A 26,291-nucleotide genomic window follows, 5' to 3' on the forward strand; every position below is an offset into this window, starting at 1 on the left:
GCGACTGACGCTTTCTATTTGATCGCTACGGAAGTGCGCGATTCGCTCAGTGCTTCCTGGTACAACTTCTCGTATTGCGGCACGATCAGGTTCGTATCGAATTTCTCGACGGCCCGCTTCCTCGCGTGCTGACTAAAGACCTCGCGTTTCCTGTCGTCGCTCAGCAGCTCGATCGCGTATTTGGCCATCCGCTGAATGTCGCCCAGCTCCGCGACATAACCGGTCTCGCCGTGGACGATAAGCTCGGGGAGTCCGCCCGCACTTGACGCAACCACTGGAACACTGCACGACATCGCTTCGAGCGCAGACAGCCCAAAACTCTCCGACTGACTCGGCATGAGCATCAGATCGGATGCTGAGAGGATTTCAGGAAGGAGCGTTTGTTTGCCGAGAAACTTCACGTCTTCAAAAATCCCGAGCTCGCGAGCCAGTCGCTCAGACTCAGACCTGTCCGGCCCGTCGCCAACAAGAATAAGTTTGCTCGGGATTGATTGCCTCACGATATCGAATATTCGAATAACATCTGGCACGCGCTTCACAGGACGGAAATTCGACACGTGTACCAGTGTCTTTTCTCCGCTGGGCGCTATGCGCATCCTGAATTGACAATCCTTCTGGCGCGAGAACCGGTCCGTGTCCACAAAGTTTGGAATGACATGGATCTCCTTCTCCACGTTGTACATCGTGAGCGTTTTCATCTGGAGAAAACGCGAAACGGAGGTCACGTAGTCGCTTTGCTCTATCGAAAACTTAACAAGCGGGAGGAAGCTCGGTTCCAGTCCGACAAGTGTGATATCGGTGCCATGCAGTGTAGTGATGACTTTTATGTCTTTAGTCGGGGCGAGGATTTGTTTCGCAATGAACGCGCTTGTCGCGTGTGGAATAGCGTAGTGAACGTGAAGAATATCCAAGTCGTGGTACTTTGCGATGTCTATCATCTTGCTCGCGAGCGAATCGGTGTATAGCGGAAAATCGAAAAGCGGATATTGAGACATCTCCACTTCGTGGAAGAAGATATCTCCGCTAAAATTATCGAGCCGCGCCGGGAGTGAATAGCTTATGAAATGAATTTGATGGCCCCGCAGCGCAAGCGCCTTTCCCAATTCGGTCGCGACTACTCCGCTTCCACCGTATGTCGGGTAACAGGTGATTCCAATCTTCACAACATTCTCCTGCAAAAAAATAGTCGTCTCGCTTCATCTAAACAATCCAACCTCGTTATTCATTCCATGAATCGGGAATGCTACTTGGATGAATTCTTCTTCGGAACTCCCGTTCTCTAATGCGACAGTATGCCTCAACATTGCGTCGGTCGTGAGACGGAAATTCATCGTTACGGCCTGAAATCGCGTTTTTTAATCCTTGAATTTAGTGGTGATATTCGGCATCTTAATTGTGCATCCATACGGTGTAGTTTTGTCGTATAACTAAGTGAAATGAAAACAGATAGAATTCTGAACCTCATTGTCGTTTTAACACTTCTCACCGGCCAGGTCGAGTACGCGGTATCTTCGTACTTCTGTATGATGGAAAAAAGAGTCGTGAGCTCCACGCGAATGGACGCTTCTTCGTGCGGCATCAGCTCACCAGACGTGTGCTGCATGGACCAGACCCTGTCGGACCAGGAAAGCGCGCGCGAACATTTGTCCGGAGCAGATTGTTGCCAGGTGCAGGTGAACTCGAAATTGGTGACAGACTCGTTCATTGCGACAAATGATTTGACTTCTCACATATTCAGCTCACATTTGGTTGCGACGCTCCCTACTGTGCAGCCCGGTACCCAGCTTGGTGGCACTACTTTGCTTGGTGTCATCCCGGTAGACTCGTCCCCTCCCGCACCTCCACTCACGCAAGCCGTACTCCGCATTTAACAGACTCCACCTTCTGTAGTTTCTAATTTCCAAACTCAAAGGTGAAGTATGTCTGTTCACAATTTTAAACTGTCAATTCTGAATATTGATTTTGTTTTTGCCATCGTATTTGCCGTTGGGGCATCCGCGGTCGCTCAAACACAATTGGATAGCCTGATCGGGATCGCGATCGGGAATAACCTGGAAATCAGAACTGCCCGATATGAATCGAGCGCGGCAGAGGTGAAAGTAAGTCCGGCTATGACTCTTCCTGATCCGGAGCTGTCGGTAATGGCCGATAATGTGCCGTCAAATTTCAAATTGAATTCCGATCAGATGACTATGTTTCCACAATTCAAGATAATGCAGATGATTCCCTGGTTCGGTAAGCTGGCTGCCGCGGGAGATGCCCAACGATATGGCTTCGACGCGGAGTCCGATAGAGTATCGACCGTGACTCTTGGGGTTGTATCGGAACTCAGGAAAACCTACGCGGACATCTACACCTTTCAGAAGTCGATCCAGTATCTAAAATACAAGGAGACACTTCTCGAAAGTGTGGTGCAGGTAAGTGAACGACTATTTGCAGTTGGTCAAGTGCCCGAACAAGACGTGTTCCGCACGAGCGCCGAGTTGACGATGGTACGTTCGGACCTTATCACAATGAATTCAATGTTATCCGGAGACTTTGCCCGCCTCGGGGCAATTCTCGGAGTAGACTCATCCTATCAGATCCAGGTCGACACGCTTGAACTGACTCCATTGCCGGCTTCCGAAAGTTTTGTAACACTTTTGAAATCGAACAACCCGGAACTGAGCATGATAAGAAATGCAGAAGCGTCGTCGAAGGCGAACGTAGAATATGCCAAGAGAGACGCTGTTCCTGACTTCAGTTTTGGTTTTTCTTACGGTTACCGCGGTGCGTTGATGCCGGACGGAACCAAGGCATTGAACATGATGAACTTCGAAGTCGGAGTAAGTATCCCCATCTTTTACGGCTCGAGACAGAGGAAGTTGATCGATGAAGCGGAGTTCATGAGCAAAGCTCAGGAGTCCCGGTATAATCTCGCCGAAGTGGATTTGTTGAGTCAGATTCGCAGCGCATATGCGAACGCAGATGCCCGCACAAAACTCATCCCTCTTTACGAGAAAGAGCTGATCCCACAGTATGATGCGACCTTCAATTCATCGTTGTCGTCATACTCGGTCGGGAAGACAAGCTTTGCGATGGTGATTGACAACCTGACAAATCTTATTAATGCCAAAATCGAATTAGCCAAGATTGAAGCGGCGTACTTCTCGGCTTTGGCTGACATGTCGAAACTTGTTGGCGAGGGTTCTGAAAAATACAGAGGTGTGAAATGAAAAGGACTGAAAAGGAAAAAGAAGGGAAATGGGAAATGGGAGGAGGACCGGGCAGAATTCTCGGGACGGTGAAGTCAACTGCTGCCATCTTGAGCGCTTACGTCGTTGTATTTATGATTGCTGCAGTCGTCCTGTACGGGTGCGAAAAGACGGGCAGCGGCAACAGCTCCAGGCCCGACTCGACATCAGTCGCTTCGTCGAATTCGGAAAGAAAAGTGCTGTACTGGTACGACCCAATGAACCCGACACTTCATCTTGATCATCCGGGAAAATCTCCTATGATGGACATGGATCTCGTACCCAGGTACGCGGACGAAGGCGAAGCAAATCCGAATATCATCAGAGTCGATCCGGTCATGGTTCAGAACATAGGGGTCGTTACTGCGCCTGTTGAGCTCAGGCGGCTAACAAGGACGATTAGTACATACGGTGTTGTGATGGCCGACGAGGAGAGCATTTCGGATATCAACACACGAGTCGGCGGATGGATAGACAAACTCTTCCTTAACTACACGGGGATGGAAGTGGCAAAAGGTCAACCTATTGCGGTGATCTACAGCCCTGATCTTATTTCCGCAGAGCAGGAATTTCTCTCCGCAGGTGCCTTCAATGAGTCAGCTTCTTCTTCAGGATCAGCTGAAGGAAATTTGGGCCAGACAGGCGCGCTGGTCCGAAGCGCGCGAGAAAGACTGAAGTTTTTCGGAATGAACGATGCGGAGATCGATTCTCTCCAATCGACCGGCAAGATAATCGACAGAGTTGTGATTCATTCGCCAGCTGACGGGATTATTCTCGACAAGAGTGTCGTCGAAGGTCAAAACATCTCATCGGGCCAGTCTCTTTTCAGAGTTGCAAATCTTCATCAGGTATGGATCCTTGCAGACGTGTTCAAAATTGACATGCCATTCCTGAAGATGCATGCTCCTGCGAATGTAGAGAACGCCAACGATTCATATAGCGGACAAATCGATTTCATCTATCCTGAAGTCGACCCCGCTGCAAGGAGCGTAAAAGTGAGAATTCCGCTCAACAATCCCGGGATGGTGATGAAAATCGGCCAATACGTGAACGTCGCGATTCATTCGCCCGTGAGCTACGAAGCCATCGCTGTCCCGTCCCAGGCAGTCATAAACACCGGCGCACGGCAGGTTGTCGCATTGGCAATCGGTGAAGGAAAATTCGAAATAAGAGAGGTAAAGCTCGGAGCATACGCTGATGGATTCTACGAAGTGACCGATGGTTTGCGGATTGGCGACACCATCGTCACATCTGGGCAGTTCCTTCTGGATTCAGATGCAAATCTAAACTCCGCCGGAAGCGCGATGTCCGGATCTGACCGACACGTCAATACTTCGAGTGACAAGAATAATTCAAGCGGTTCGATCGACAACTTGGCTGGGATGAACATGAAGAACATGGATCACGACACGACGAAGCGGGAGAAGTGACATGCTGGCAGGAATAATCGAATGGTCAATAAAGAACAGATTTATTGTGATCGTGATTCTGTTATTCGCGATTGCCGCGGGTTATTTTGCGTTGAGCTCAAGTCCTGTCGACGCTATTCCTGATTTGAGCGACGTCCAGGTAATAGTTTATACGGATTATCCCGGTCAGTCGCCGACGGTAGTACAGGATCAAGTGACATATCCATTGACCTCGTCGCTGATTTCTCTTCCTCACGCTAAAGTCGTCAGGGGATATTCATACTTCGGTTTTTCGCTTGTGTACATAATTTTTGAGGATGGAACCGATCTTTACTGGGCGAGGAGCCGGGTCCTCGAGTACTTGAATTATGCCTCGAGCAGATTGCCGCAGGGAATCACGCCATCGCTCGGACCTGATGCCACGCCGGTTGGATGGGTGTACCAGTACGCACTCAAGTCGGACAAGCGAAGCCTCGCAGATCTGCGTTCGATCCAGGACTACTATCTCAAGTACGGGTTATCGGCAGTACCTGGCGTGTCCGAAGTCGCGAGTGTAGGCGGTTATGTGAAAGAATGGAGGGCAACGCTCGACTCAAGAAAGCTTCTGGCCTACCACATCTCGCCGATGCAGGTGGTGGACGCGATCAAGAAAAGTAATAGCGATGTCGGGGGAGAGGTGATCGATCACGCAGGATACGAGTTGATGATCAGAGGTCTCGGATATATCAAGTCTCTCGACGATATGAAGGAGATACCGCTTGGAGTTTCGCGGGGAGGCAAATTGTTTCAGGACTCGCCTTTTAACGCTCAACCCACAAGATCCGAAATGGAGACGGGTTCAGGCGGAGGTTTTGATGGCATGAAGAAAGAAGATCCGGTCGCGAGTCTGCAGTCCGCTCTAAATTATTCGAGTCCGGGCTTCACGGCGGGGACACCTATATTTCTTGGAGATGTGGCAGACGTGCAGATCGTCGCGGCCGCACGACGCGGCGTTGCGGACCTCGACGGAGAAGGAGACGTCGTTGGAGGTGTGATCGAAATGCGTTATGGCCAAAACGCGCTTCAAGTAATAAACGGCGTCAAAGACAAATTGAAAGAACTCCGGCAGGGCCTGCCGCCCGATGTCAGGATCGTACCGGTTTATGATAGGTCGGAGCTGATCAATAACGCGATCAACACGCTTCAGGATAAACTGATTGAGGAGTCCGTCATAGTTGCCCTCGTCTGCTTGCTGTTCCTATTTCACTTCAGGAGCGCTTTTGTCGTAATACTCACTCTTCCGACCGCTATACTCATGGCGTTCATCGTGATGAGATGGCAGGGACTGAACGCTAACATTATGTCTTTGGGCGGCATCGCCGTCGCGATAGGAGCCATGGTGGATTCCGCAATCATCATGGTAGAGAACGCGCACAAGCACATCGAGGTCGATAACGGCAGGTCCGATAGATGGAAGCTTATTACAGAATCGTCGAAGGAAGTCGGTCCATCACTATTCTATTCGCTGCTCGTGATTACCGTCTCCTTCATTCCCGTATTTGCGTTGACAGGACAGTCGGGACGGCTCTTCCGGCCTCTCGCGTTTACAAAAACATATTCGATGGCGGCGGCGGCACTCCTCGGAATCACCGCTGTACCGATACTGATGGGGTACCTCATCAGGGGCAAGCTCCCTCCGGAGGGGAGGAATCCCGTGAATAGAATACTCGTCAGGTTGTATTCGCCTGTTCTCAAATTTGTCCTCAGGTTCCGGTGGTATGTACTGACCGCGGCAGTCATCATTCTCGGAATAACAGTTTATCCTTACATGAAGCTCGGCTCTGAATTCATGCCGCCGTTGTGGGAAGGGACGCTCCTTTACATGCCGTCGGCATTTCCGGGAATTTCGGTGACTCAGGCGCGGCAAACCCTCGAGATGACAGACAAGATCATAACGAAGTTTCCCGAAGTCACTTCGGTGATCGGGAAGGCGGGAAGAGCAAACACCGCGCTCGATCCCGCAGGCCTTGACATGTTCGAGACCACCGTAAATCTCAAGCCCGAATCGGAATGGCCGAAAGGGATGACGCCTGATAAACTGAAATCGGCGCTTAACGACGCCCTGCAAGTACCGGGGCTCGCAAACGTTTGGACGATGCCGATCAAGAATCGAGTTGACATGTCGAGCACGGGAATTAAGAGTCAGGTCGGAATCAAAGTCATGGGTCCTGACCTCGACACTCTTCAGGCAATTGGAGAGCAGATCGAGGGCCTCCTCAAGAAACTTCCCGAAACATCGAGCGCCTTTGCTGAACGTATCGGATACGGAAACTACCTCGATTTCAGTATTGACAGGGCAGAGGCGGCAAGATATGGTATAACAGTCCAGGACATGGAGGACATCATCACGAGCGCGATAGGCGGTTTGCCTGTCGGACAGATCGTGTCAGGTATCGAACGATACCCTATCACCGTCAGATACGCGCTTGAAGAGAGGGACAATCCGGAAGAGTTGAAGCGAGTGCTCGTTCCCACTTCCGCCGGCGCGCAGATCCCCATTGGCGACATCGCACAGATGAGCATTCACCAGGGCCCGATGTTCGTGAGGACTGAGGGTGCCGAGCCGACAATTTATGTCTTCGTTGACGCGAATACGTCCGATATCGGCGGATACGTGAGAGCTGCGAGGCAGTACCTCAATGATCATATGAAAATTCCGGATGGGTACTTCGTTATGTGGAGCGGACAGTTCGAGAACATGCAGGAAGCGGCGAAAACGCTTGGGTATGTAATACCTGCGACTCTTCTCCTCATTTTCCTCATCATTTATCTCAACACCCGGTCCGTCGCCAAGACTTTCATAGTGCTGCTTGCAGTGCCGTTCTCTCTTGTTGGCGCGATATGGTTTCTCTATCTTCTCGGTTACAATCTGAGCGTCGCTGTGGCTGTCGGAATGATCGCGCTTGCGGGCCTCGACGCGGAGACCGGTGTCGTGATGCTGCTATACCTCGACATCGCACACGACAAAATGAAAGCGGCGGGGCAGATGCTCACGCTCGGACACCTGAAGGAAGCGATCCATGAAGGCGCCGTCAGGAGAGTGCGCCCCAAGATGATGACTGCATCTGCCATACTCGCCGGACTTCTTCCGATCATGTGGGCGACTGGCGCCGGGTCGGATGTGATGAAAAGAATTGCGGCACCGATGGTTGGCGGAGTCGTTACCAGCGTGCTTCTCGAACTCGCCGTTTACCCGGTCATCTACTATTTGTGGCGCTCGAGACAGCTGAAGGCGGGGCCGCAGTCTCCAGAGAGCTAACTGGAAAGTGAATCTAACGATTATAATATTTGTCGTGAATTAGAAAGGGGAATTTAGAATGGCACGTGATCCTGTATGTGGAATGGAAGTAGACGAGAAAAGAGCAGCCGCGAAGAGCGACTACAAGGGTAAGACATATTATTTTTGTGCAACCGGCTGCAAGGTCGCCTTCGACAAAGAACCGGAAAAGTATATTAATAAAGAAAAAGATCGCACTCACAAGATGAGTTAACGATCTCTCAGTAGCGCGTTCAGAAAGGTGCGGTTGAGAAATTGGGAAGCCTGCTGAACAAGAAATAAACCGCGCTATATTCTTGATTGACGATACGAGATGAAGGCGTCGGCGAGTTGAATGTCTACTTCTGCTCGTCTCTTACAAAAGTACCGGAGTGGTCAATCTCAGCCACTAGCTATTTCTAGTTATTTCCGAATCACCGGCAGTTGCGCTACTTCTCTTTCTTCTCAGTGAAATATTTCTTCAGCGCCTGAAGATAGAACTCCTTCCAGCCGTCCTTGTATCGTGCGCCCTGACCCTCGGGTATGTTTGTCTGAGTCAGGGTCAGCTTGGTCCCACCTTTGGCCTTCTCGAGTGACACCTCGAGTCGGGATTCTGGGCTGCCCGCGGGAAATTCTGTAGTCCGCCATGCCTGGACAATCAACACGCCCGGCTTCAGCTCAGTGTTCTTGCCGCTGATGTAGTCTCCGAACGCCGTGAATTTTCCTCCGACTTTCGGATCGATCTTCGCCTTATCTCCTGTGAACTCGGTGTGTTGCTTACTGCTCAACCAAGCCTCATATACTTCTTTCGGTGAGGCAGGGATGGTAGCTGATATCTTGAGTGATTCTGTCATCTAGGTGGCTCCTCTGTTTGCTCAGACTTGTTCATTGATATGGTAGTAACGGACGATCATCCGCTAAGGCTGCAATATCGGGCGCGGTTCCGAGAAAGCGCTGCGTCGGGCCGATGCCGATTGGACGGGAACCTACTTCAGCAATAACATCTTCTTTGATGAAACAAATTCCCCGGCGACAAGCCGAAAATAGTAAACTCCACTGGCAGAGTGCGCTCCGTCGAACGTCACCGCGTGGCGGCCCGCGGGTTTAGTCTCATTTACAAGGGTCGCCACTTCCTGTCCCAGCATGTCGCAAGCCCTTGAAGCAAGATGGCTGGCGAGAGATGACTAACAGCCGATCGCCTTTTTCGGATTGAAGAAATTGTTATAGCTCAGATGGTTGAAATTGATCCACGAGCACGTCTTGGCGGTAACGCATGTCGGGCGGATTTCAATTTCCAGACTGCAGAATTGTGACATAATCTTCCCGCATTGGCTATATTCAATCGCAATCACGAGTTAGCGTGGACCGGATGCATCTGGCACGCTGCTTACATGGCGGTCTATATAGGAGAATTACCATATGAACAGCCGATCCCATCATTATTTTCTTTTTGTGATTCTTCAAATTTTTTTGGCGGTCTGCCTGGTCAAGGCTCAACAACCCAACGTCAGTCCTTCTCCTGACGACAGGTTGAAAGCTGACATACTCGTAGTAGTCGCGCACCCCGATGACGAGTCCCTCATCGCCGGATATCTCGCGAAGGCCGTTCTGGACGAACACAAGCGAGTGGCAGTGGTCTTCACTACGCGCGGGGATGCCGGACAGAACCTCGTAGGATATGAACAAGCTAAATCCCTCGCGGAGATTCGGGAGATGGAGGCGCGACAAGCCCTCGCTTCGATCGGAATTGAGAATGAATGGTTCCTCCGCGGACCTGATACACCGTGGCTCGAAGTTCCTGACGTTCTCCGGTCGCTTGAGGCATGGAACCACGGCAATATCCTCGGGGAAGTGGTTCGGTTCATCAGGCTAACGCGTCCCGCAGTTGTGATCACTATGCTTCCGGATATTGTCGTCGGTGAAAACCATGAGGACCACCAGGCCTCTGGTGTCGTGGCGACTGAGGCGTTCGATCTTGCGGGTGATCCCACATGGTTCCCTGAGCAGATCGGTGACCCCGCAGACAGATTGTGGTTCGCGAATCTTATGGAAGGTCTCCATGTATGGCAGCCTCAGAAGCTTTACTATTTTACAGATGCTTCTCATTTCGATTTCCTGAAAGGAAAGGGTCCGGAATATTCCATGACTGAAGTCTCGCCATCACAACATCTTTCATATGCTCGCATCGCTGCGAAGGAAGTGTCACTTCACCGGACTCAGTATGACGGAGAACCGGATCGGGACCTGCAGGCGGGGAATTTGAGTTTCTATGAAGAGCCATTGACATTCATACTTGGGAAATCGCTGGTGGGCGGCACCGTGACAGGCGATGTGTTCGAGAACGTCGTGCAAGGCCAGATCGGCTTTGCGCGAGTTCGCGGGTACGAGCCGCCGAAAGATCCGCCTGATTATTCTATAGAACTTGGAGGAGGTTGGGCATTCTATAACCGGTTCTGGCCGGCCCACAACCTTGAATCGTTGACCGAGCTCCTGTCTCCTGAGCTGGGTGTTGGCACAGGCCAGGATTTTCCAATCCCGCTGATCCTCCGCAATAACACTGACAAACCGGTTACGATGGACCTGCACCCGTTCCTTCCCAACGGATGGGCCATTGACAGCAACTCGGCTCAGTACGCCCACCATCCATTACCTCAGGGAAAATTCATCATCCCCGCAAGGGATTATGTCCCCGTTGTGGTTCGCCTCATTGCCCCAACTATTCACGCATCTTCCTGGCAGACTGTAAGCTGGAGCGCCGAAGTTGAAGGTAAGTCCGCCGGAAGAGTTACAGTTAAGTTTTACGTCATGGCTGAGTGAGTAATCCGAATGGATGGACACAGGGTAGCGCGTCCATAGTTCGCGTGTCAGATATTGAGCTATCTGCTTCTTTCTATGGAGACGTCTGCGGGAGGAACGACCGGCATCGATATGACTGTCATCTCGCATTCGATGATACAGTTGGCGAGGTGAGCGGGATGTGGTAGTCGGTGGGAATTGTAATGGAGCATCAGGTGTTCTGACTTAAATCATGGTTGAGGGCGTCGAGGAAACTATCAGCTCTGTCGTCAAAGGACTTGCAACATTACGTCCGGAAAAGAATCTGGATTTGGCAGAAGAGAATTTCGTCCATGGCTGGACGCATTTAGTTGGAGCGAACTTAAGGGAATTCGTCGAGAAGAAATAATTATAAGAAGAGGGCTACACATCATGTCGAACATTGTCGTTGGATGGCAAAACCTTGAACCGCGTCTGCGGAGTCTACTGCGTTTTGTTGCTTCATTCACATTCATGCTTCATGGCACGATGAAGCTATTCGCATTTCCAGCAGGGATGGGAAAGGGCGGTACCGTCTCTCTAGTCTCGCAGATGGGTCTCGCGGGAATTTTGGAAGCTTTCGGAGGTGGATTGATGTTCCTCGGGCTTTTCACGCGGCCAGTCGCGTTTATCCTTTCAGGCGAAATGGCTGTCGCGTTCTTCCAGGCTCATTTTCCCCGGAGTGTCTGGCCTATAATCAGCGGAGGCGAACTCGCGATGGTCTACTGTTTCATCTGGTTATATTTCTCAGCTGCCGGCCCGGGTCCGTGGAGCCTGGACGCCATCCTGAAACGGGGACCAAATCGGAAATCTTAAGCGCAGAGTCCTCGTTAGACTCGAAATCAAAACTAACCCGGGTCACCGAATATGGATTTGGTGTTGCTATTGAAATTTTCGTTTTGTCATCTTGCGTTCGCATGGATCTCAGTGATCCGGGTTAGGAATTTTTTTTTGAAGACAGAGAGGAGAGTCATTTATGTCGAACGATCTCGCGAATAACAAAAAAGCTGCAGTCCAATTCCTGGAGCTCGTCACGTCTGGCAGGATCGAGGAGGCGTATAAGCAATTTGTCGACTTTAGCGGCAAACACCATAATCCTTTTTTTGCGGCCGGGTTCTCCGCGCTGCGGAAGGCAATGATCGAAAACCACGAGAAGTTCCCGGCCAAGAAGTACACGGTTAAGAATGTCATCGGAGACGGCGATCTCGTTGCGGTTCACGCCCAACTTTCGTTGAGCGGCATGGATAGAGGTATGATAGTGGTACACATGGCAAGATTCAAAGGCAGCAAAATAATTGAGCTTTGGGATTGCGGCCAGCAATTACCCGAAGATTCCCCCAATACAGACGGGGCGTTTTGAACTAACTTCGAACCTGCTTTGTTTTAGAAAAAGATAGCACACTCTTCTTCGACGTCAGCTTTAACAGTGTATGACTACCAATTCCATTGAATATGTCCGCAAAACACTTGACGACGTTTACAGGACGGAGTCACGTCGTATCCTCGCGACGCTCATCCGTCTCCTCGGCGACTTCGATATAGCTGAAGACGCCATGCACGACGCCTTCAATGCTGCGCTTGATCAGTGGCAGGCTGATGGGGTTCCCGCAAATCCGAGAGCGTGGCTCGTCTCGGCCGGCCGGTTCAAGGCCATCGACCAGATTCGGCGTCATGCTCGTTTCGAGACTTCCCTCGAGCCGATTATCGACCAGGTGTCGAATACTCCCGATGCGGTGGCCGAATTTGATAATGGTGAGATCGAAGACGACCGGCTGCGCCTGATCTTTACGTGCTGCCACCCCGCGCTGGCGCCGGAAGCACGCGTCGCTCTGACTTTGCGCGAAGTCTGCGGCCTGACTACAGAAGAAATAGCAAGAGCGTTTCTGACAACGCCGTCCACACTTGCTCAAAGAATAGTAAGAGCAAAATCAAAAATCCGTGACGCGCACATTCCCTATCAGGTTCCATCTCAATCCGACCTTCCTGAAAGGCTGGAGACCGTGCTCCAGGTTGTTTACCTGGTCTTTAACGAGGGTTACTCGGCATCGGCGGGGAAGTCCGTGACGCGTGCCGACCTTTCATCAGAAGCGATCAGGTTGGGTCGCCTCATTGTCGAGCTACTCCCCGAGCCGGAGGCACTCGGTCTTCTGGCTCTTATGCTTCTCCACGAATCGCGAAGAGCTGCCCGCATGTCTCCCGAAGGTGAATTGGTTCTTCTCGAAAACCAGGAACGCTCGTTGTGGAATCGCGATATGATCGCCGAAGGCGTTCCGCTGGTCGAAAGAGCAATAGCATCCCAACGATTCGGGCCGTACACCGTTCAGGCGGCGATCTCTGCAGTTCATGCGGAAGCAACAGCTGCTTCTGAGACCGACTGGAACGAAATTGTCGCACTGTATGACCTTCTCATCCGCCTTAACCCTTCTCCAATTGTCGAGTTAAATCGGGGCGTTGCAGTAGCCATGCGGGACGGTCCATCGGCTGGGCTGAAAATCGTAGATGCTATCCTCGAGCGCGGAGAACTGAACGACTATCACCTCGCACATTCTGCCCGTGCTGAGCTTTGCCGACGGCTTGGAAAAACCACCGACGCGCGAATGTCCTATGAGCGCGCGCTGAAGCTCACTCGTCAGGAACCCGAACGTAGATTCCTGGAGTCGCAACTGAAGAAACTGAAATGAGAAATCGATCCGCATTGTCGATTTGAGGATCCTCCATACGATTACTTATTGAACAATCAAGCGGAGCTGCGCATGAAATATATGTGTCTGGTTTACGGTGAAGAGATGAAAATTGGCGCCATGACCGACGATGAGTGCATGGCGTACGACAGCGAAATTCGAAAAAGCGGTCATTGCGTCGCATCGGAGGCTTTACTCTCAGTTCGGACGGCAACTACCGTTCGTGTAAGGGACGGCCGGGTCTCTATTACCGACGGCCCTTTTGCCGAGACGAAAGAACAGCTAGCCGGATTTTACCTCGTAGAAGCAGGAGATCTGGACGAAGCGATACAAATCGCTTCCAAGATTCCACCGGCAAGCGTCGGATGCATCGAGATTCGCCCAATCAGAGAGCTAGTCAGCACTAACGGTGCGCGAAGACGATGAAGAAAATTTTCTCTCCGGATGTCGATTTCTAACACTGTCGTTCGACTATCTGTTGTAGGCAATAAGAAATTAAACAAAAAGAGAGAAGTCATGGAGCACTCAATAGAATCAGTTTCGCCGAAGAGATCACTTTGGGAGAAGAAGGGACTTTGGACGGGGCGTATCATGAGCGGCCTGGCAGTACTCTTCATGCTTTTTGACAGCATTACTAAAGTGATGAAGGTTGCACCAGTAATGAAAGCATCCGCTCAACTGGGATATCCGGCCGAAGCCATTTCAGCTATCGGGATCATATTACTTGCCTGTGTTATTGTCTACGTGGTTCCGCGAACTTCCATAATTGGCGCGATTCTCCTCACTGGCTACCTCGGTGGAGCGGTCGCTTCCAACCTGCGCATCGGCACGCCACTTTTCAGCAATGTCCTGTTCCCGGTGTACTTTGCTGTGCTGGTTTGGGGCGGCCTGTACTTGCGCAAACAGATTGTCCGCTCAATATTCTCACTTCGAAAGGCGTAGAGCCGGAAGTTGTATGAAGAGTCCACGGCTGATGTCTGATATTACTGCTCGTTCATCGTCAGCCGTTTGCTCTTCTCCTGTCTCACAATCATGTCCACTTTGACGTTCCGGGAGTTTCGCTCATAATATCAAAATCGGTTGGAGGAATTTGAATGCGTAAGTTAATCGTGTTTAACAGCGTATCGTTGGACGGGTACTTCGTGGATGTGAAGGGCGACATGAGTTGGGCTCACAATACTGATCCTGAGTTCAAAAAGTTTGTGGAAGGCAACGCGAAAGGCGGTGGCGTGCTCCTGTTCGGGAGGATTACTTATGATTTGATGGTGAGCTATTGGCCGACCCCGGCTGCCCAAAAGAATAACCCGGTGGTTGCGGAGAGGATGAACAACGGGGAGAAGATCGTATTCTCAAGAACGATGGAGAAACCTGCCTGGAATAATACCAAGTTGATAAAGGAAGATATCGTGGCGGCAATCAAAAAGATGAAGCAGGAGCCCGGGTCGGGTCTGGTGCTTATGGGAAGCGGCAGCATTGTCTCTCAATTTGCTCAGGAGGGATTGATTGATGAGTATCAGATTGTTGTCGTTCCAGTTGTACTCGGCGGAGGAAGGACGATGTTCCAAGGCATAAGAGGCAAAATACCGATGAGACTGGTAAGTTCCCGCTCATTCGGAAATGGTAACGTCTTCCTTTCATACGAACCGGCCCTCAAATAGCCACATATGATCGTAAACCCTATGATGCAGTTCGAAGAACAATTTCGAAAACCAATGGTCCTGTGTGGCAAGACTTCCAAATTTTCTTTCCTTTATGGGATACTCTTATGCACGACCATTGACATTCGTAATCACATTGATGTCGATTTGGGGACTTGTCAATCGACTAAATAGTGTGAACAGTAAATCAATTCAAATAAAAAGGAGTCAATAAAATGAGATTCATGATGTTTATGATCCCGCCGGAGTATCAGCCGGACGCACCTCCGAGCCAAAAAGCTGCGGCAGACTTCGCTCCTCCTGCAGAAGCAGTCGCTGCAATGATGAAGTACAACGAGGAGTTGGCGAAAGCCGGCGTACTCATTTCACTTGACGGACTTCATCCGATGCTGAAAGGTGCGAGAGTTACGTTCAAAGGGGGAAAGACAGCAGTAACTGACGGCCCGTATGTCGAGGCGAAAGAAGTCGTCGGCGGATACTGGATGATCGACGTCAAATCCAAGGAAGAAGCAGTCGAGTGGGCAAAACGTTGCCCGGCAGTGAAAAACGACTCCGGTGCAGTCATCGAAGTCCGACAAGTCTTCGAAATGTCTGAGTTCCCTGAAGACGTTCGGAAAGCAGGAGAAAATTCCACGGTAATGGCGGAACTCGAAAAGCACAAAGCCCGTATCAAAAGCTGAACCTGGGACCTGGAGCTGGGTCCGAGTTAATATGAGAGGATCCTCTATTCAATTGTTGGAAAGGACAGAGACTTCACGATCCAGTCATGCGGAGTCGAATGTTGGGTTTCTATCTTTCGGAAATGGACTCATCATCGGACGCCGGAACTCAGTGATTGTATTTAACTCGCTCTAATGTCCACTTTCAGTCCCGGACGAATTTCAGTCAATCCGAACAACAGGAGATTAAGATGAAATATGTATGTCTTGGCTACATCGATGATAGTGTTTGGCAGAAGATGACACAAAGCGCCCAGAACAATTTCGTTGATGCTTGTTTCGCTTACGACGATGAACTCCGCAAGAACGGTCACTATGTCGGTGGGGAAGGGCTGGAGAGCGCACATAACGCTGCCACTCTTCGTCCGAATAACGGACGCGTGACGGTGACAGACGGTCCCTTTGCGGAAACAAAGGAACAAATTGGCGGCATTATGATTCTCGAAGCGAGGGACTTGAACCATGCCATCCAGATAATGTCGAGGCACCCTTCGCTGAAGCTCGGCGGTGGATGTTGGGAGATCAGACCTGCGAGTGACCTCACATCCATGATCGCGGAAAGCGAACAACGACGTTCGGGAGCAAAATGAGTCTTGTCAATTGTTACATCTGAACTCTAGGGAAGATTTTGAATGAGCGTGATTAAGTTGTCAACGAACAACTCGAGTTTTTCCTCGGAGAAAAATACGCCGAACCACAACCCGGTGAAAAGGCATTGAGCAAGTTGTACATCTTCAACATGTTGACCATAGACGGTTTCTTTGAAGGAACTAACAAATGGGAAATCAGCTGGCACAACGTTGACGCAGAGTTCCACGAATTTGCGGCTGAACAACTCAATGAAACCGGTATGCTTTTGTTCGGGAGAGTCACGTACGAAGGGATGGCAAAATACTGGACTTCTGAGACTGCATCTAAGAATGACCCGCTCATCTCGCAGTTGATGAACAGTGTTCCCAAGGTTGTCTTTTCACGGACAATGTCAAAGGCTGATTGGAGCAACACTAGATTGATAAAGGGGAATGTCTCAGAAGAAGTTCAGAAACTGAAAAGTGAAGGCAAGAAGGACATCGGGATACTCGGAAGTGCGAACCTTGCGTCGAGCCTCATCGATAACAGCCTGATAGACGAATATCGCATCATCATCAATCCGGTCGTGCTCGGGAAGGGCAGTCCAATGTTCTTGACAACGCGGCCCATGCCGAACATCAAACTTCTCAGATCCAGGATTTTCAAGTCAGGGAATGTGCTTCTCACCTACGGTCCCAAGTAGGCCATACACTCAACCTCCTTCAGTCGCACATAGCTAATCGCCGGGTACCGGCCCCCCAGACTCATTGCAGTGGCTTCGGGGGATGTGCAGTTCGGCGTGAGGGCTTCATGTGCGCAGCTCGGAATTGCTCTTCATCCTCAGCGAATAGTGTAGATCCATAATCAAATTTCCAATCAAACGCGGCACAAATTCGTGCGGCTTCATTACGGTTTTGTAATCGGGATCTTTCGACTTCCAGTTAGTCTTGAATTGCCGTCAAATTTCGCGTATTTCTTTTTGGCACGGTCCTTGCGTCTCATGTGTATAGTTATGAAAAAGATGAGTTCAATACAGTTTTCAAAGAAGCCAGGAGCAGCAAGCTTCTGGGTTGAGAGTTCAAACAACAAAATATCCAACAGGAGGTTAGTCATGAAGAAGTTAATGTTAGTTTCGGCGATCGTCCTCGGGACAGTCGGAATGTCGATGGCGCAAAACACCGCCAATCAGGCCGTTACAATTAATGCGGCGATTATCCAGGGACTTACGCTTTCGGTGGCGGGCGGACCCTTGAATCTTGGTACAATCGTAGCAGGGACGACTCCTGCGGCCGTCGATCCGCATACGAGCCCGATCCAGTTTACTCTTACCGGCAACGGTACTTCTGTCGTAACAGTCCAGTATAGCTCGGTGACACTGAACGGTCCCGCCAGCTCTACACTTACTTTCACACCGACAATCGACGGAGCCGCCTCTTCTGCCAATCAGGCGACGGCAGCTTCAGTGGCGAATAACGCGACCGTTACGCTCGGCGGCTCGAACTACAGCGCTCAAGACTACTACTTTTGGCTTGGAGGGAGCGTTGGCACCGTCGGAGCCGGCCAGACACCAGGAGCCTACACCGGCACTTTCACTCTGACAGTACACTATTAAGATCATCTCGGCCTCCTGTTCTACTGGCAACGTGGCCCGGCGCTCAATGTGCCGGGCCGCTTTTTTTTTGTGCCCCGGTGTAGGAGAAGCTCTCAAATGGCTTCACGCGGACATGTCTTGACGTAATCCCCATTTTAGACTTCTTTTTTGTGACAATCGACACATCTGCTTGACAAAGAAATTCCGCGATGTTATTATTCTCGCGAGGGAACGGTAGCAGCACAGAGTTTCTGTTCGAGTCATGAGATGGAGAAGCACGACATCAATCCCGGGCATTTATTTCGTTTCGGCGTAATGTCACGTCTGCCGGATCGCGGTGTGCGTGCCTCCATTGTCTAGTGTGAAAAGGTAAGATGTCATCTCTTCATCAAATGGAGGACAAATCAATGAATCATGCTAATGCGTCGACCATCAGGTTCCATCGGGTTTTCATTTTGGCGTTGATCCTCGTCGCATTTCTCTCCGGACACTCATCCGCTCAGTCGTCGGCGAAGAACGACTTCTCGCCAAGGAATCCCTATGGAGCGCCTCGAAATCCCAGTCCTTTCTCTTTTGGCCTTTTCGCGCTTGACGTGGATTCCGTTTTCTTTGGACACACAACGGTCGGAGTGCCCAAGGTGGACTCGATTCACGGTTCCGCACAGATTGACGTTGTGTACCTAGACTCAGTCACGTCGAGCAATTCCGATTTCGTCATCATCCCGCAACAAGATACGATCAACTATGACGGTATCAACAACGTGTCGGACACTGTGAGATTCCGTATCACCCTCACGCCGCATTCCTCTGGTGCAGGCACGTCAACTCTTACATTCTACTGGTCAAACGCTGCAGGGCCCGGACCTCTCGCTCACGCTTACCTTACAGACACAAGCGAGGTGTCATTAAACGCACTTCTAACCTCGGCCGTCGGTGCATACAGCAATGGGAAAGTTCAAATTGAATTCAAGACTTCAGCAGAAGTGAACGTGGAAGGATTTAGCATTTCCAGGAGCAGCAACGTTTCGGGTCCTTTCATCCTTATTTCCGACTGTACCACTGATGCGAACCTGCTCGCACGTGGGCAGGCTAATGCTGGTGCAGAATATGCTTTTACAGATTTGAAAGCGCTCACCGCGGGAACCTACTATTATCGCATTTCTGAGATCGACGTGAGCGGAACCTCACGACAGCTTGGTGGAGTGCTCACTGTAACTGTAGACATTCCAAATGGCTACGCGTTGTACCAGAATTATCCGAACCCCTTTAATCCCTCGACAACTGTTAGCTTCGACATCAAACAGACATCGTCAGCAATCATTGAGGTTTTCAATGATCTTGGCGAGAGAGTCTCCCAGCAAGACTTCGGTACTGTGAATCCTGGCAAGTACACTACACAGCTGAATCTCGACAAATTCGCAAGCGGGATTTATTACTATCGCCTTTTCGTATCTTCAACTGATGGAAGCGGATTCTCTTCCACGAAGAAGATGATATTGCTGAAATAGAAACCCAGATGCATTTTGTGTCCCTGAAAGGCGGGCCATTCGGTCCGCCTTTCTTTTTGGAAGAAAATGTCAATATAATATCTAGACGAGCTTTGCGATTATTCTACAGTCTTCGGAAGAGATGGAAACTGGTCCGGATTTGACGCGCAGTGTTTTGCATTTGAAAGCGCAGGGGGTTAATTTTATACGGTCTTAAGGAGGTGCAATGATATCTCTGATAATAGTGATGCTGCTAAGCTACTTGGTCGGATCGATCCCGACAAGTATCATAGTTACCAAAGCCCTAAAAGGGATTGACATCAGGAATTATGGAAGCGGCAATGCTGGCGGCACAAATGTAATCCGCGTTTTAGGCTGGGGCCCCGGTGTTTTCGTCATAATAATTGACGCTCTGAAGGGGTTTGTCGCCGCAGTGGTCCTTGCCCGTCTCTTCTTCGGTAACTTTCCTTTGGATAACGGAACCCCGTTTTCAGATTTCACGATGGTACAAATAATCGCGGGTATCAGCGCGATACTCGGACACACGTGGACGATCTTCGCAGGATTCAAGGGTGGAAAAGGAATAGCAACAGCCGGCGGCATGCTCCTCGGAATTGCTCCCATTGAAGTCGCCATCGCCTTCGGCGTCTTCGCAATTGTGGTGGTTAGTTCGCGTTACGTATCTCTCGGTTCCGTCAGCGCTGCTGTCGCGTTTCCGCTCGCCATGTTCGTGCGCGCGAATGTGTTCGACGTAGTCACCCGTTATTACCACTCGATGATATTCGTCAGCATCTTCATATCGAGTTTCTTGATATATAACCATAGGACGAACCTGATCCGCCTCCTGCATGGTCAGGAAAATCGTCTGGATAAATTGAGATTCTTTCACAAACAGAAGAACCACTCCAACATCATTAGATGAAAGTTTCCGTACTCGGTGCTGGCGGCTGGGGTACGGCGCTCTGCATTCCTCTTCATGACAACGGGGCCGAAGTCACTCTCTGGGCTTACAAAAAGGAATATGCCGAAGAGCTGGACAGGCTCAGAGAAAACAAGACCTACCTTCAAGGCGTTTCAATTCCTCCCGAAATCACAATTACTTCCGATATTCAAAATGCGATTGAGCAGGCAGAAGTGGTCGTCGCATCTATTCCTTCCCAATTCTTGCGCGAACAGCTGAAGAAGATTTCCGATTTCAATTTTCGAGACAAGATTTTTGTCAATACGGCCAAGGGTATCGAAGCATCAACGCTGTCAACAATGTCCGAGGTAGTCGAATCAACACTTTCAAAATGTCCAATAGAGAACTATGTGATTCTGTCGGGACCAAGTCATGCCGAAGAAGTCAGCAGGAGGCTGCCGACTGCGATTGTGGCTTCCTCTCATCACAGGAAAAGTGCGGAGTTGATTCAGAAGCTTTTCATGAACGCGTATTTCAGGGTCTATCTTAACCGCGATGTCAAAGGTGTTGAGCTGTGTGGTTCTCTGAAAAATGTTATCGCGCTTGCCGCGGGAATGAGTGATGGAGCCGGCTACGGGGATAACACGAAGGCCGCTCTCATGACGCGCGGAATGGTCGAGATAACGCGGCTCGGAGAGACCCTCGGCGCACATCATAAAACTTTCTCCGGTCTCGCAGGGATGGGAGATCTGATTGTTACTTGTATGAGCAGATACAGCAGGAATAGGTTTGTCGGAGAACAGGTTGCGGCGGGAAGAAAATTGGAAGACGTGTTGAACGGAATCAAAATGGTCGCAGAAGGCGTTCCTACTACACGAGCAGCACACCAGCTTGCAGCAAAGTATCACGTCGAAATGCCAATAATGCAGCAAGTGTACGAAGTCCTCTTCTCGGGAAAGGATCCACAGAAAGCTGTGCACGACCTCATGACGAGACCTGGCAAGGAGGAATATTGAAGCTTGCGGCGGACCGCTGAAGTCGTAGGACTTATTAACGGGCAGCCTTATGTTCGGTATCGATAGATTCCACATCGGATCGACTGAAGACCGGGAAGCCATAACAGGATGCACGGTAATGCTATTCGATGGTGGCGCGGTTTCTAGCGTCGACATTCGCGGGGCATCACCGGGCACGCGAGAGACGGCGTTGCTCGCTCCCGACAAACAGATGAACAGGGTGGACGCAATACTCTTCACGGGAGGAAGTGCGTACGGACTGGCGGCCGCGACGGGTGTGGTAAAATTTCTGGCGGAGCGCGGAATCGGTTATACCACTCCATGGAGAGTCGTGCCGATCGTCCCGGGCGCGGTTATCTTCGATTTGAACATAGGAAGGAGCGACGCATTTCCAGACGATCGGATGGGTTATCGAGCTTGTGAAGCCGCGATCGACAATCGGTTTTCTAAAGGGTCACACGGTGCAGGGACAGGAGCGACCGTGGGGAAATGGGCCGGGTTGAATCACGCAATGAAATCGGGTCAGGGTGTCGGTCTTGCCTCTAAAGACAAAGTGAAAGTCGCGGCAGTGGCCGTCGTGAATGCAGTGGGAGATGTCTATGACCTGTCCGGAAGTTTCGTTGCCGGAGCGCAGGTCGAGGGCAAACCTGTATCCGACAATACAAAAGAGGTGGAAAGGATCGTAAGATCACAACTGCCGGGTGCAAACACTACGCTCGTTTCTGTCGTGACTAACGCAAACCTCAGCAAGACTGAACTCAACAGAATCGCACAGCGGTGCCACGATTCGCTCGCGAGGAGGATTGTGCCTGTCCACACAAGCTACGACGGCGATGCAGTCTTTGCTTCGTCGACATGCGAGATTGAAGCACAGTTTGAACTCGTGGCCGCTCTTGCGTCTGACGCTGTGTCGGGTGCTATCCTCGAAGGAGTCATGTCGGCAGAACCGCTCGGAAGCTTTGTCTCTTACTCAGATCTTCATCACGAAAAGTAGAACAGCAAAAGACACTTTATCTGTCCTGGCAGGCCAGCCACTTCATACGGTTCCTTAATCGGTCCGTAAATACTCTTCTCACTCGGCAAGGTTCCTCAAAGTTCTTTAGTTGGCAATCTTCTGCATTGTACGATGATAATTTCCTGATCTTGTTTCTCATTTGACGATTGAACCGCAATCTGCTCAAAACTAAATTGAAATGTTAAGGAGTAAGGATGAAAATAGCGTACCTGGATGCATTTGCAGGAATTGCAGGAGACATGATTCTTGGCGCCTTCGTGTCGGCAGGGATAAGTCCGGATGACCTGAAACGAGAGCTCGACAAGCTGAAACTCGGAAATGTCGAGCTTGCTCAAAGGAAAGTCATTCGAAGTGGGATTACTGCAGTGAAGATCGACGTTCTGGTGTCGGGTGAAACAGAAAAGGTTACGGATCTCGGTCGAGACGCCGATTCAGGCCAACATCAGGGCCGTTCCCACCGACACCATGGTCAGGGACATGGACGAAGTTATGTCGAGATCGAACACTTAATAGCGGAATCGCCGCTGAGTCAATTCGTGCGCGACAAATCTCTCGACGTGTTCAGGAGGATCGGCGAGGCGGAATCCAAAATACACGACATTCCCCTCGAGAAGATTCATTTCCATGAAATTGGGGCGGTCGATTCGATCGTTGACATAGTCGGATGCGCACTGTGTGTAGAGATGAGCGGTGTTGATGCGGTATACACATCTCCCATCCGGATGGGGTCTAACGGTTTTGTTGAGACACGGCATGGTGCGATGCCCGTCCCAACTCCTGCGTCAATCGAAGTGTTGAAGGATTACCCGGTCGTGTTCAATGACGTACCGTATGAGCTTACGACTCCAACCGGGGCAGGTATTGTCAAGTCGTTTTCAAAAGGAGTGCTCAAACATCAGGCTTTCGAGATCGAAAAAATCGGGTACGGTGCAGGATCGCGCGACCTGGACAAACTTCCGAATTTGCTGAGACTCGTGATCGGAGAACTGAAATCCGAGGTCGAAGAGGATCATGTTGTGATGCTTGAGACTAACATGGACGATATTAACCCTCAGCTGATTCCACATGTCATCGAGAAGCTGATGTCCGCCGGCGCCACCGATGCTTTCGTCGTCCCTGTGATAATGAAGAAGGGAAGACCCGGTTTTATGCTCACCGTCCTCATTTCCGAATCTCTTCTTGAAAGGATATCGGCAGAGATATTCTCCCAGACCACCACTCTCGGACTTCGGATCCAGCACGTCGACAGGATCAAGATCCATAGAGAAATAAAGACGGCATTGACCAGCTTCGGCGAAGTTCAGGTTAAGGAAGCAGTTGTCAACGGTAAAAAAAGGGTATCGGCAGAATTCGAGGAGTGCAGGCGCATTGCGGAATCGAAGGGTCTTCCGGTAGCGGAGGTAATGCAGAAGTTGAATGCGGAGCTGAACAGGGAGTGAAGAAGAGTTATTGCGAAGTTGCCTTTCCCATTCCAGTACACAGACAGTTCACTTACGAAATTCCTGACGCCCTATCCGACGCTGTAGAAGTCGGAGTGAGGGTGATTGCCCCTTTCAGAAAGAGGTTTCTGATGGGCGTTGTCGTTGATGCAAACTCGGCAGCGAACGTTCCCGACATAAAGTCTCTTCAGGATGTATCTGATGATAAGCCGATTTTCAGCTCTGAAATGATGAGACTTACTAAATGGATCTCCGATTATTATCTGAGTTCCTGGGGCGAAGCGTTGAAGCTTGCCGGCCCGACCGGTACATCTGTTGAGAGCATGAGAGTCGTGAGACTCTTGAAAGACTCAGCCGAAGTCAAGAATCCTGCGCGTGCAAAGATAATCAGAGCTTTGGATGCGAAACGTGAGATGACAATCAGGCAGCTCGCGCGAAGACTCGAGATGAAAGGGCTTAACTACCACATTGCTCGACTTCAGGCCGACGGAATAGTGGATGTCATTGAAAAAATTGCAGAGCCTAGGGTCGCGATACGGTACGAGAGTTATGTGAAGTTTGCGAAGGAGTATGAATCTCAAGAACGACTCGCAACAATCCTGGACGATCTGGACAAAAGGGCACACAAGCAGTCGGAACTTCTGATCAAGTTGTCTCAGCTGCTAAGAGTTTCTGAGGGCGGAGTTAGCGTTGTACAACTCCTCTCGCTTTCAAAAGCGAAGATGAGCTCGCTAATGGCGCTTGCTGAAAAAAAGATTGTGGAGTTGTATGACAGGGAAAGCTACAGGGAGATCGACTACAAATACCACGAAGCCGAGCGGACCTTTGACCTGACTTCTTTCCAAAGAGAGGTGATCTCAAGGATTTGCGAACCCGTTTCATCAGGCGATTACACCACCTTTCTTCTCCACGGAGTCACAGGAAGCGGCAAAACCCAGGTCTACATCGAAGCCATTGACCTCGTGATCAAACAGGGGAAGTCTGCCATCGTCCTTGTTCCTGAAATCTCCCTCACCCCGCAGATGGTCGACAGGTTCAAGAGTCGCTTTCATGAGACAATAGCGGTAATGCACAGCAGGATGTCTTTGGGCGAACGGTTTGATTCGTGGCGCAAGGTGAAGCGTGGTGAGGCGCGTGTCGTCATCGGGGCGCGCAGCGCGGTGTTCGCTCCGGTGCAAAACCTCGGTCTTATTGTCGTCGATGAAGAACACGAAGCAAGCTACAAACAGAGTGATTCCTCGCCGAGATACAATGCGCGAGACGTAGCCGTGATGCGGTGCTCCTTAAACAAGGGAGTAGCTGTCCTCGGTAGCGCAACTCCGTCCGTTGAGTCGTACTACAACGCGGTATCCGGAAAGTATGTCCTCCTCAACCTTCCGGAGAGAATCGACAATGCAAAGATGCCGAAGATCGAAATTGTTGATATGAAATTGAAACGGAAAGAGAAACTTGTCTCAGGAAGTTTCAGCGACACACTCAGGCAAAAGATAGATGCGCGGCTTGAAAAGAAAGAAGGCATCATAATTTTACGGAATCGCCGCGGATTCTCGACATATCTTCAGTGCGATGATTGCGGCAGTACCATCATGTGTCCGAACTGCGACCTTGCCCTTACATTTCACAAAAGAAAGAAGCACTTACGTTGTCACTACTGCGGTTATGTCCAGGATCCGCCGGTTCGCTGTCCGAAATGTGGCAGCGATAAACTTGTTTATGGTGGAACAGGCACTCAGAAAGTCGAAGATGAGCTTGGCATGTACTTTCCTGAAGCAAAAATCCTCCGGATGGATCTCGACACCACATCTGTCCGCGGTGCTCACGATAAGATGCTGATCGAATTCGCAAACGGTACGGCAGATATGCTCATCGGTACGCAATTAGTTGCGAAGGGATTGGATTTTCCGCGAGTGACACTGGTGGGCGTTATTTCAGCCGACTCGAATCTATTGATGCCGGATTTCAGGTCAACGGAAAGAACATTCCAGCTCCTGACGCAGGTCGCGGGAAGGGCGGGAAGACGCGATAAAGACGGCGAAGTGGTGATCCAGGTATCTGACAGCCGTGACGAAGTCCTGAAATTTGTCGCAACGCATGACTACCTTGGGTTCTATCAAAAAGAAATCGGAGTTCGGAAGGAACTGAACTATCCTCCATTTTCGCGCATGGTCGTACTCGAGTTCAGGGGAGCTCGCCTTAATGATACCAGCGCCGCAGCAGAGAGAGCCGCTGCCCGGATCAAGAAGAAGCTGCCGGTAATTGCCGTTCTTGGTCCGGCTCCAGCTGTGATCGGCCGGTTAATCGGGAAATTCAGATTCCAGATAATAATAAAGTTGAGCAAGCAGCTTGCATCGGCGGACGCGAAGCTGGAAGCAATCCTGGACGAAATCGATCTGGACCTGAAGCGGGTGTACGGTAATGCGGTGACCTTTTTTCCCGACGTCGATCCGGTCACGACACTTTAGT

The 26,291-nt window shown here is 50.5% G+C and carries 25 protein-coding genes; 22 read left to right on the plus strand and 3 right to left on the minus strand.

The window, feature by feature from the left end:
- Nucleotides 1-14: 14 nt before the first annotated feature.
- On the minus strand, nucleotides 15-1,163 hold the full coding sequence (bshA, locus tag VIS48_14275; GenBank protein ID HEY9167317.1) for an N-acetyl-alpha-D-glucosaminyl L-malate synthase BshA: 1,149 nt from the start codon (nucleotides 1,161-1,163) through the stop codon (nucleotides 15-17).
- A gap of 273 nt (nucleotides 1,164-1,436) precedes the next feature.
- Here bshA and VIS48_14280 point away from each other — a divergent pair, with 273 nt between their 5' ends.
- Genes VIS48_14280 through VIS48_14300 form a run of 5 tightly spaced genes read left to right on the plus strand, consistent with a single transcriptional unit; the run spans nucleotide 1,437 to nucleotide 8,172 of the window.
- A complete protein-coding gene (locus VIS48_14280) occupies nucleotides 1,437-1,871 on the plus strand; it encodes a hypothetical protein (protein ID HEY9167318.1) in 435 nt (144 codons plus the stop codon).
- Nucleotides 1,872-1,919: 48 nt separating this feature from the next.
- Entirely contained in the window at nucleotides 1,920-3,215 is a 1,296-nt protein-coding gene (locus VIS48_14285; protein ID HEY9167319.1) for a TolC family protein, read from the plus strand.
- Nucleotides 3,212-4,663: an efflux RND transporter periplasmic adaptor subunit gene (locus tag VIS48_14290; protein ID HEY9167320.1), complete on the plus strand. Its 1,452-nt coding sequence runs from the start codon at nucleotides 3,212-3,214 to the stop codon at nucleotides 4,661-4,663. Before VIS48_14285 ends, VIS48_14290 begins: the two co-directional genes overlap by 4 nt.
- Before the next feature lies 1 nt (nucleotide 4,664).
- Entirely contained in the window at nucleotides 4,665-7,940 is a 3,276-nt protein-coding gene (locus VIS48_14295) for a CusA/CzcA family heavy metal efflux RND transporter (GenBank protein HEY9167321.1), read from the plus strand.
- A 58-nt stretch (nucleotides 7,941-7,998) separates the two neighbouring features.
- Nucleotides 7,999-8,172, plus strand: a complete 174-nt coding sequence (locus VIS48_14300) for a YHS domain-containing protein (GenBank protein ID HEY9167322.1) — start codon at nucleotides 7,999-8,001, stop codon at nucleotides 8,170-8,172.
- Nucleotides 8,173-8,386: 214 nt separating this feature from the next.
- Here the strand turns inward: VIS48_14300 and VIS48_14305 are convergent, their stop codons facing one another.
- Together VIS48_14305 and VIS48_14310 are read right to left on the minus strand one after the other, a co-directional pair.
- Nucleotides 8,387-8,791, minus strand: coding sequence for an SRPBCC family protein (locus VIS48_14305; protein ID HEY9167323.1), 405 nt, complete (start codon nucleotides 8,789-8,791; stop codon nucleotides 8,387-8,389).
- 132 nt (nucleotides 8,792-8,923) lie between these two features.
- Nucleotides 8,924-9,067: a hypothetical protein gene (locus VIS48_14310; GenBank protein HEY9167324.1), complete on the minus strand. Its 144-nt coding sequence runs from the start codon at nucleotides 9,065-9,067 to the stop codon at nucleotides 8,924-8,926.
- Between the two features lie 289 nt (nucleotides 9,068-9,356).
- Here VIS48_14310 and VIS48_14315 point away from each other — a divergent pair, with 289 nt between their 5' ends.
- From VIS48_14315 to priA, 17 genes are all read left to right on the plus strand, one after another.
- The gene (locus VIS48_14315) at nucleotides 9,357-10,754 is read left to right on the plus strand and encodes a PIG-L family deacetylase (GenBank protein ID HEY9167325.1); all 1,398 of its coding nucleotides are present in this window, start codon (nucleotides 9,357-9,359) and stop codon (nucleotides 10,752-10,754) included.
- A 390-nt stretch (nucleotides 10,755-11,144) separates the two neighbouring features.
- Nucleotides 11,145-11,567 (plus strand): DoxX family protein, encoded by a 423-nt coding sequence (locus VIS48_14320; protein HEY9167326.1) that lies wholly within the window; start codon nucleotides 11,145-11,147, stop codon nucleotides 11,565-11,567.
- Between the two features lie 160 nt (nucleotides 11,568-11,727).
- The gene (locus VIS48_14325) at nucleotides 11,728-12,111 is read left to right on the plus strand and encodes an ester cyclase (protein HEY9167327.1); all 384 of its coding nucleotides are present in this window, start codon (nucleotides 11,728-11,730) and stop codon (nucleotides 12,109-12,111) included.
- Nucleotides 12,112-12,181: 70 nt separating this feature from the next.
- Nucleotides 12,182-13,432 (plus strand): RNA polymerase sigma factor, encoded by a 1,251-nt coding sequence (locus VIS48_14330; GenBank protein ID HEY9167328.1) that lies wholly within the window; start codon nucleotides 12,182-12,184, stop codon nucleotides 13,430-13,432.
- Between the two features lie 72 nt (nucleotides 13,433-13,504).
- A complete protein-coding gene (locus tag VIS48_14335; GenBank protein ID HEY9167329.1) occupies nucleotides 13,505-13,858 on the plus strand; it encodes a YciI family protein in 354 nt (117 codons plus the stop codon).
- Nucleotides 13,859-13,948: 90 nt separating this feature from the next.
- Nucleotides 13,949-14,374 carry a DoxX family protein gene (locus tag VIS48_14340; protein HEY9167330.1) on the plus strand — a complete coding sequence of 142 codons (426 nt, stop codon included), beginning with the start codon at nucleotides 13,949-13,951 and terminating at the stop codon, nucleotides 14,372-14,374.
- A gap of 152 nt (nucleotides 14,375-14,526) precedes the next feature.
- Complete coding sequence (locus VIS48_14345; GenBank protein HEY9167331.1) at nucleotides 14,527-15,090, plus strand: dihydrofolate reductase family protein; 564 nt, start codon at nucleotides 14,527-14,529, stop codon at nucleotides 15,088-15,090.
- A gap of 215 nt (nucleotides 15,091-15,305) precedes the next feature.
- The gene (locus VIS48_14350; protein ID HEY9167332.1) at nucleotides 15,306-15,770 is read left to right on the plus strand and encodes a YciI family protein; all 465 of its coding nucleotides are present in this window, start codon (nucleotides 15,306-15,308) and stop codon (nucleotides 15,768-15,770) included.
- Nucleotides 15,771-16,000: 230 nt separating this feature from the next.
- The gene (locus tag VIS48_14355; protein HEY9167333.1) at nucleotides 16,001-16,399 is read left to right on the plus strand and encodes a YciI family protein; all 399 of its coding nucleotides are present in this window, start codon (nucleotides 16,001-16,003) and stop codon (nucleotides 16,397-16,399) included.
- A gap of 125 nt (nucleotides 16,400-16,524) precedes the next feature.
- Nucleotides 16,525-17,082 carry a dihydrofolate reductase family protein gene (locus VIS48_14360; protein HEY9167334.1) on the plus strand — a complete coding sequence of 186 codons (558 nt, stop codon included), beginning with the start codon at nucleotides 16,525-16,527 and terminating at the stop codon, nucleotides 17,080-17,082.
- 408 nt (nucleotides 17,083-17,490) lie between these two features.
- On the plus strand, nucleotides 17,491-17,991 hold the full coding sequence (locus VIS48_14365; GenBank protein ID HEY9167335.1) for a hypothetical protein: 501 nt from the start codon (nucleotides 17,491-17,493) through the stop codon (nucleotides 17,989-17,991).
- Nucleotides 17,992-18,377: 386 nt separating this feature from the next.
- Complete coding sequence (locus VIS48_14370) at nucleotides 18,378-19,478, plus strand: T9SS type A sorting domain-containing protein (protein HEY9167336.1); 1,101 nt, start codon at nucleotides 18,378-18,380, stop codon at nucleotides 19,476-19,478.
- 205 nt (nucleotides 19,479-19,683) lie between these two features.
- Nucleotides 19,684-20,379: a glycerol-3-phosphate 1-O-acyltransferase PlsY gene (plsY, locus tag VIS48_14375; protein ID HEY9167337.1), complete on the plus strand. Its 696-nt coding sequence runs from the start codon at nucleotides 19,684-19,686 to the stop codon at nucleotides 20,377-20,379.
- On the plus strand, nucleotides 20,376-21,374 hold the full coding sequence (locus VIS48_14380) for an NAD(P)H-dependent glycerol-3-phosphate dehydrogenase (protein HEY9167338.1): 999 nt from the start codon (nucleotides 20,376-20,378) through the stop codon (nucleotides 21,372-21,374). Before plsY ends, VIS48_14380 begins: the two co-directional genes overlap by 4 nt.
- A 49-nt stretch (nucleotides 21,375-21,423) precedes the next feature.
- The gene (locus tag VIS48_14385; GenBank protein ID HEY9167339.1) at nucleotides 21,424-22,368 is read left to right on the plus strand and encodes a P1 family peptidase; all 945 of its coding nucleotides are present in this window, start codon (nucleotides 21,424-21,426) and stop codon (nucleotides 22,366-22,368) included.
- A 215-nt stretch (nucleotides 22,369-22,583) separates the two neighbouring features.
- Nucleotides 22,584-23,828: a nickel pincer cofactor biosynthesis protein LarC gene (larC, locus tag VIS48_14390; GenBank protein HEY9167340.1), complete on the plus strand. Its 1,245-nt coding sequence runs from the start codon at nucleotides 22,584-22,586 to the stop codon at nucleotides 23,826-23,828.
- Nucleotides 23,825-26,290, plus strand: a complete 2,466-nt coding sequence (gene priA / locus VIS48_14395) for a primosomal protein N' (protein HEY9167341.1) — start codon at nucleotides 23,825-23,827, stop codon at nucleotides 26,288-26,290. The genes larC and priA overlap by 4 nt, the downstream gene beginning before the upstream one ends.
- Nucleotide 26,291: the final 1 nt, after the last annotated feature.

The organism is Candidatus Kryptoniota bacterium, assembly GCA_036567965.1.
Classification (GTDB): domain Bacteria; phylum Bacteroidota; class Ignavibacteria; order Kryptoniales; family JAKASW01; genus JAKASW01.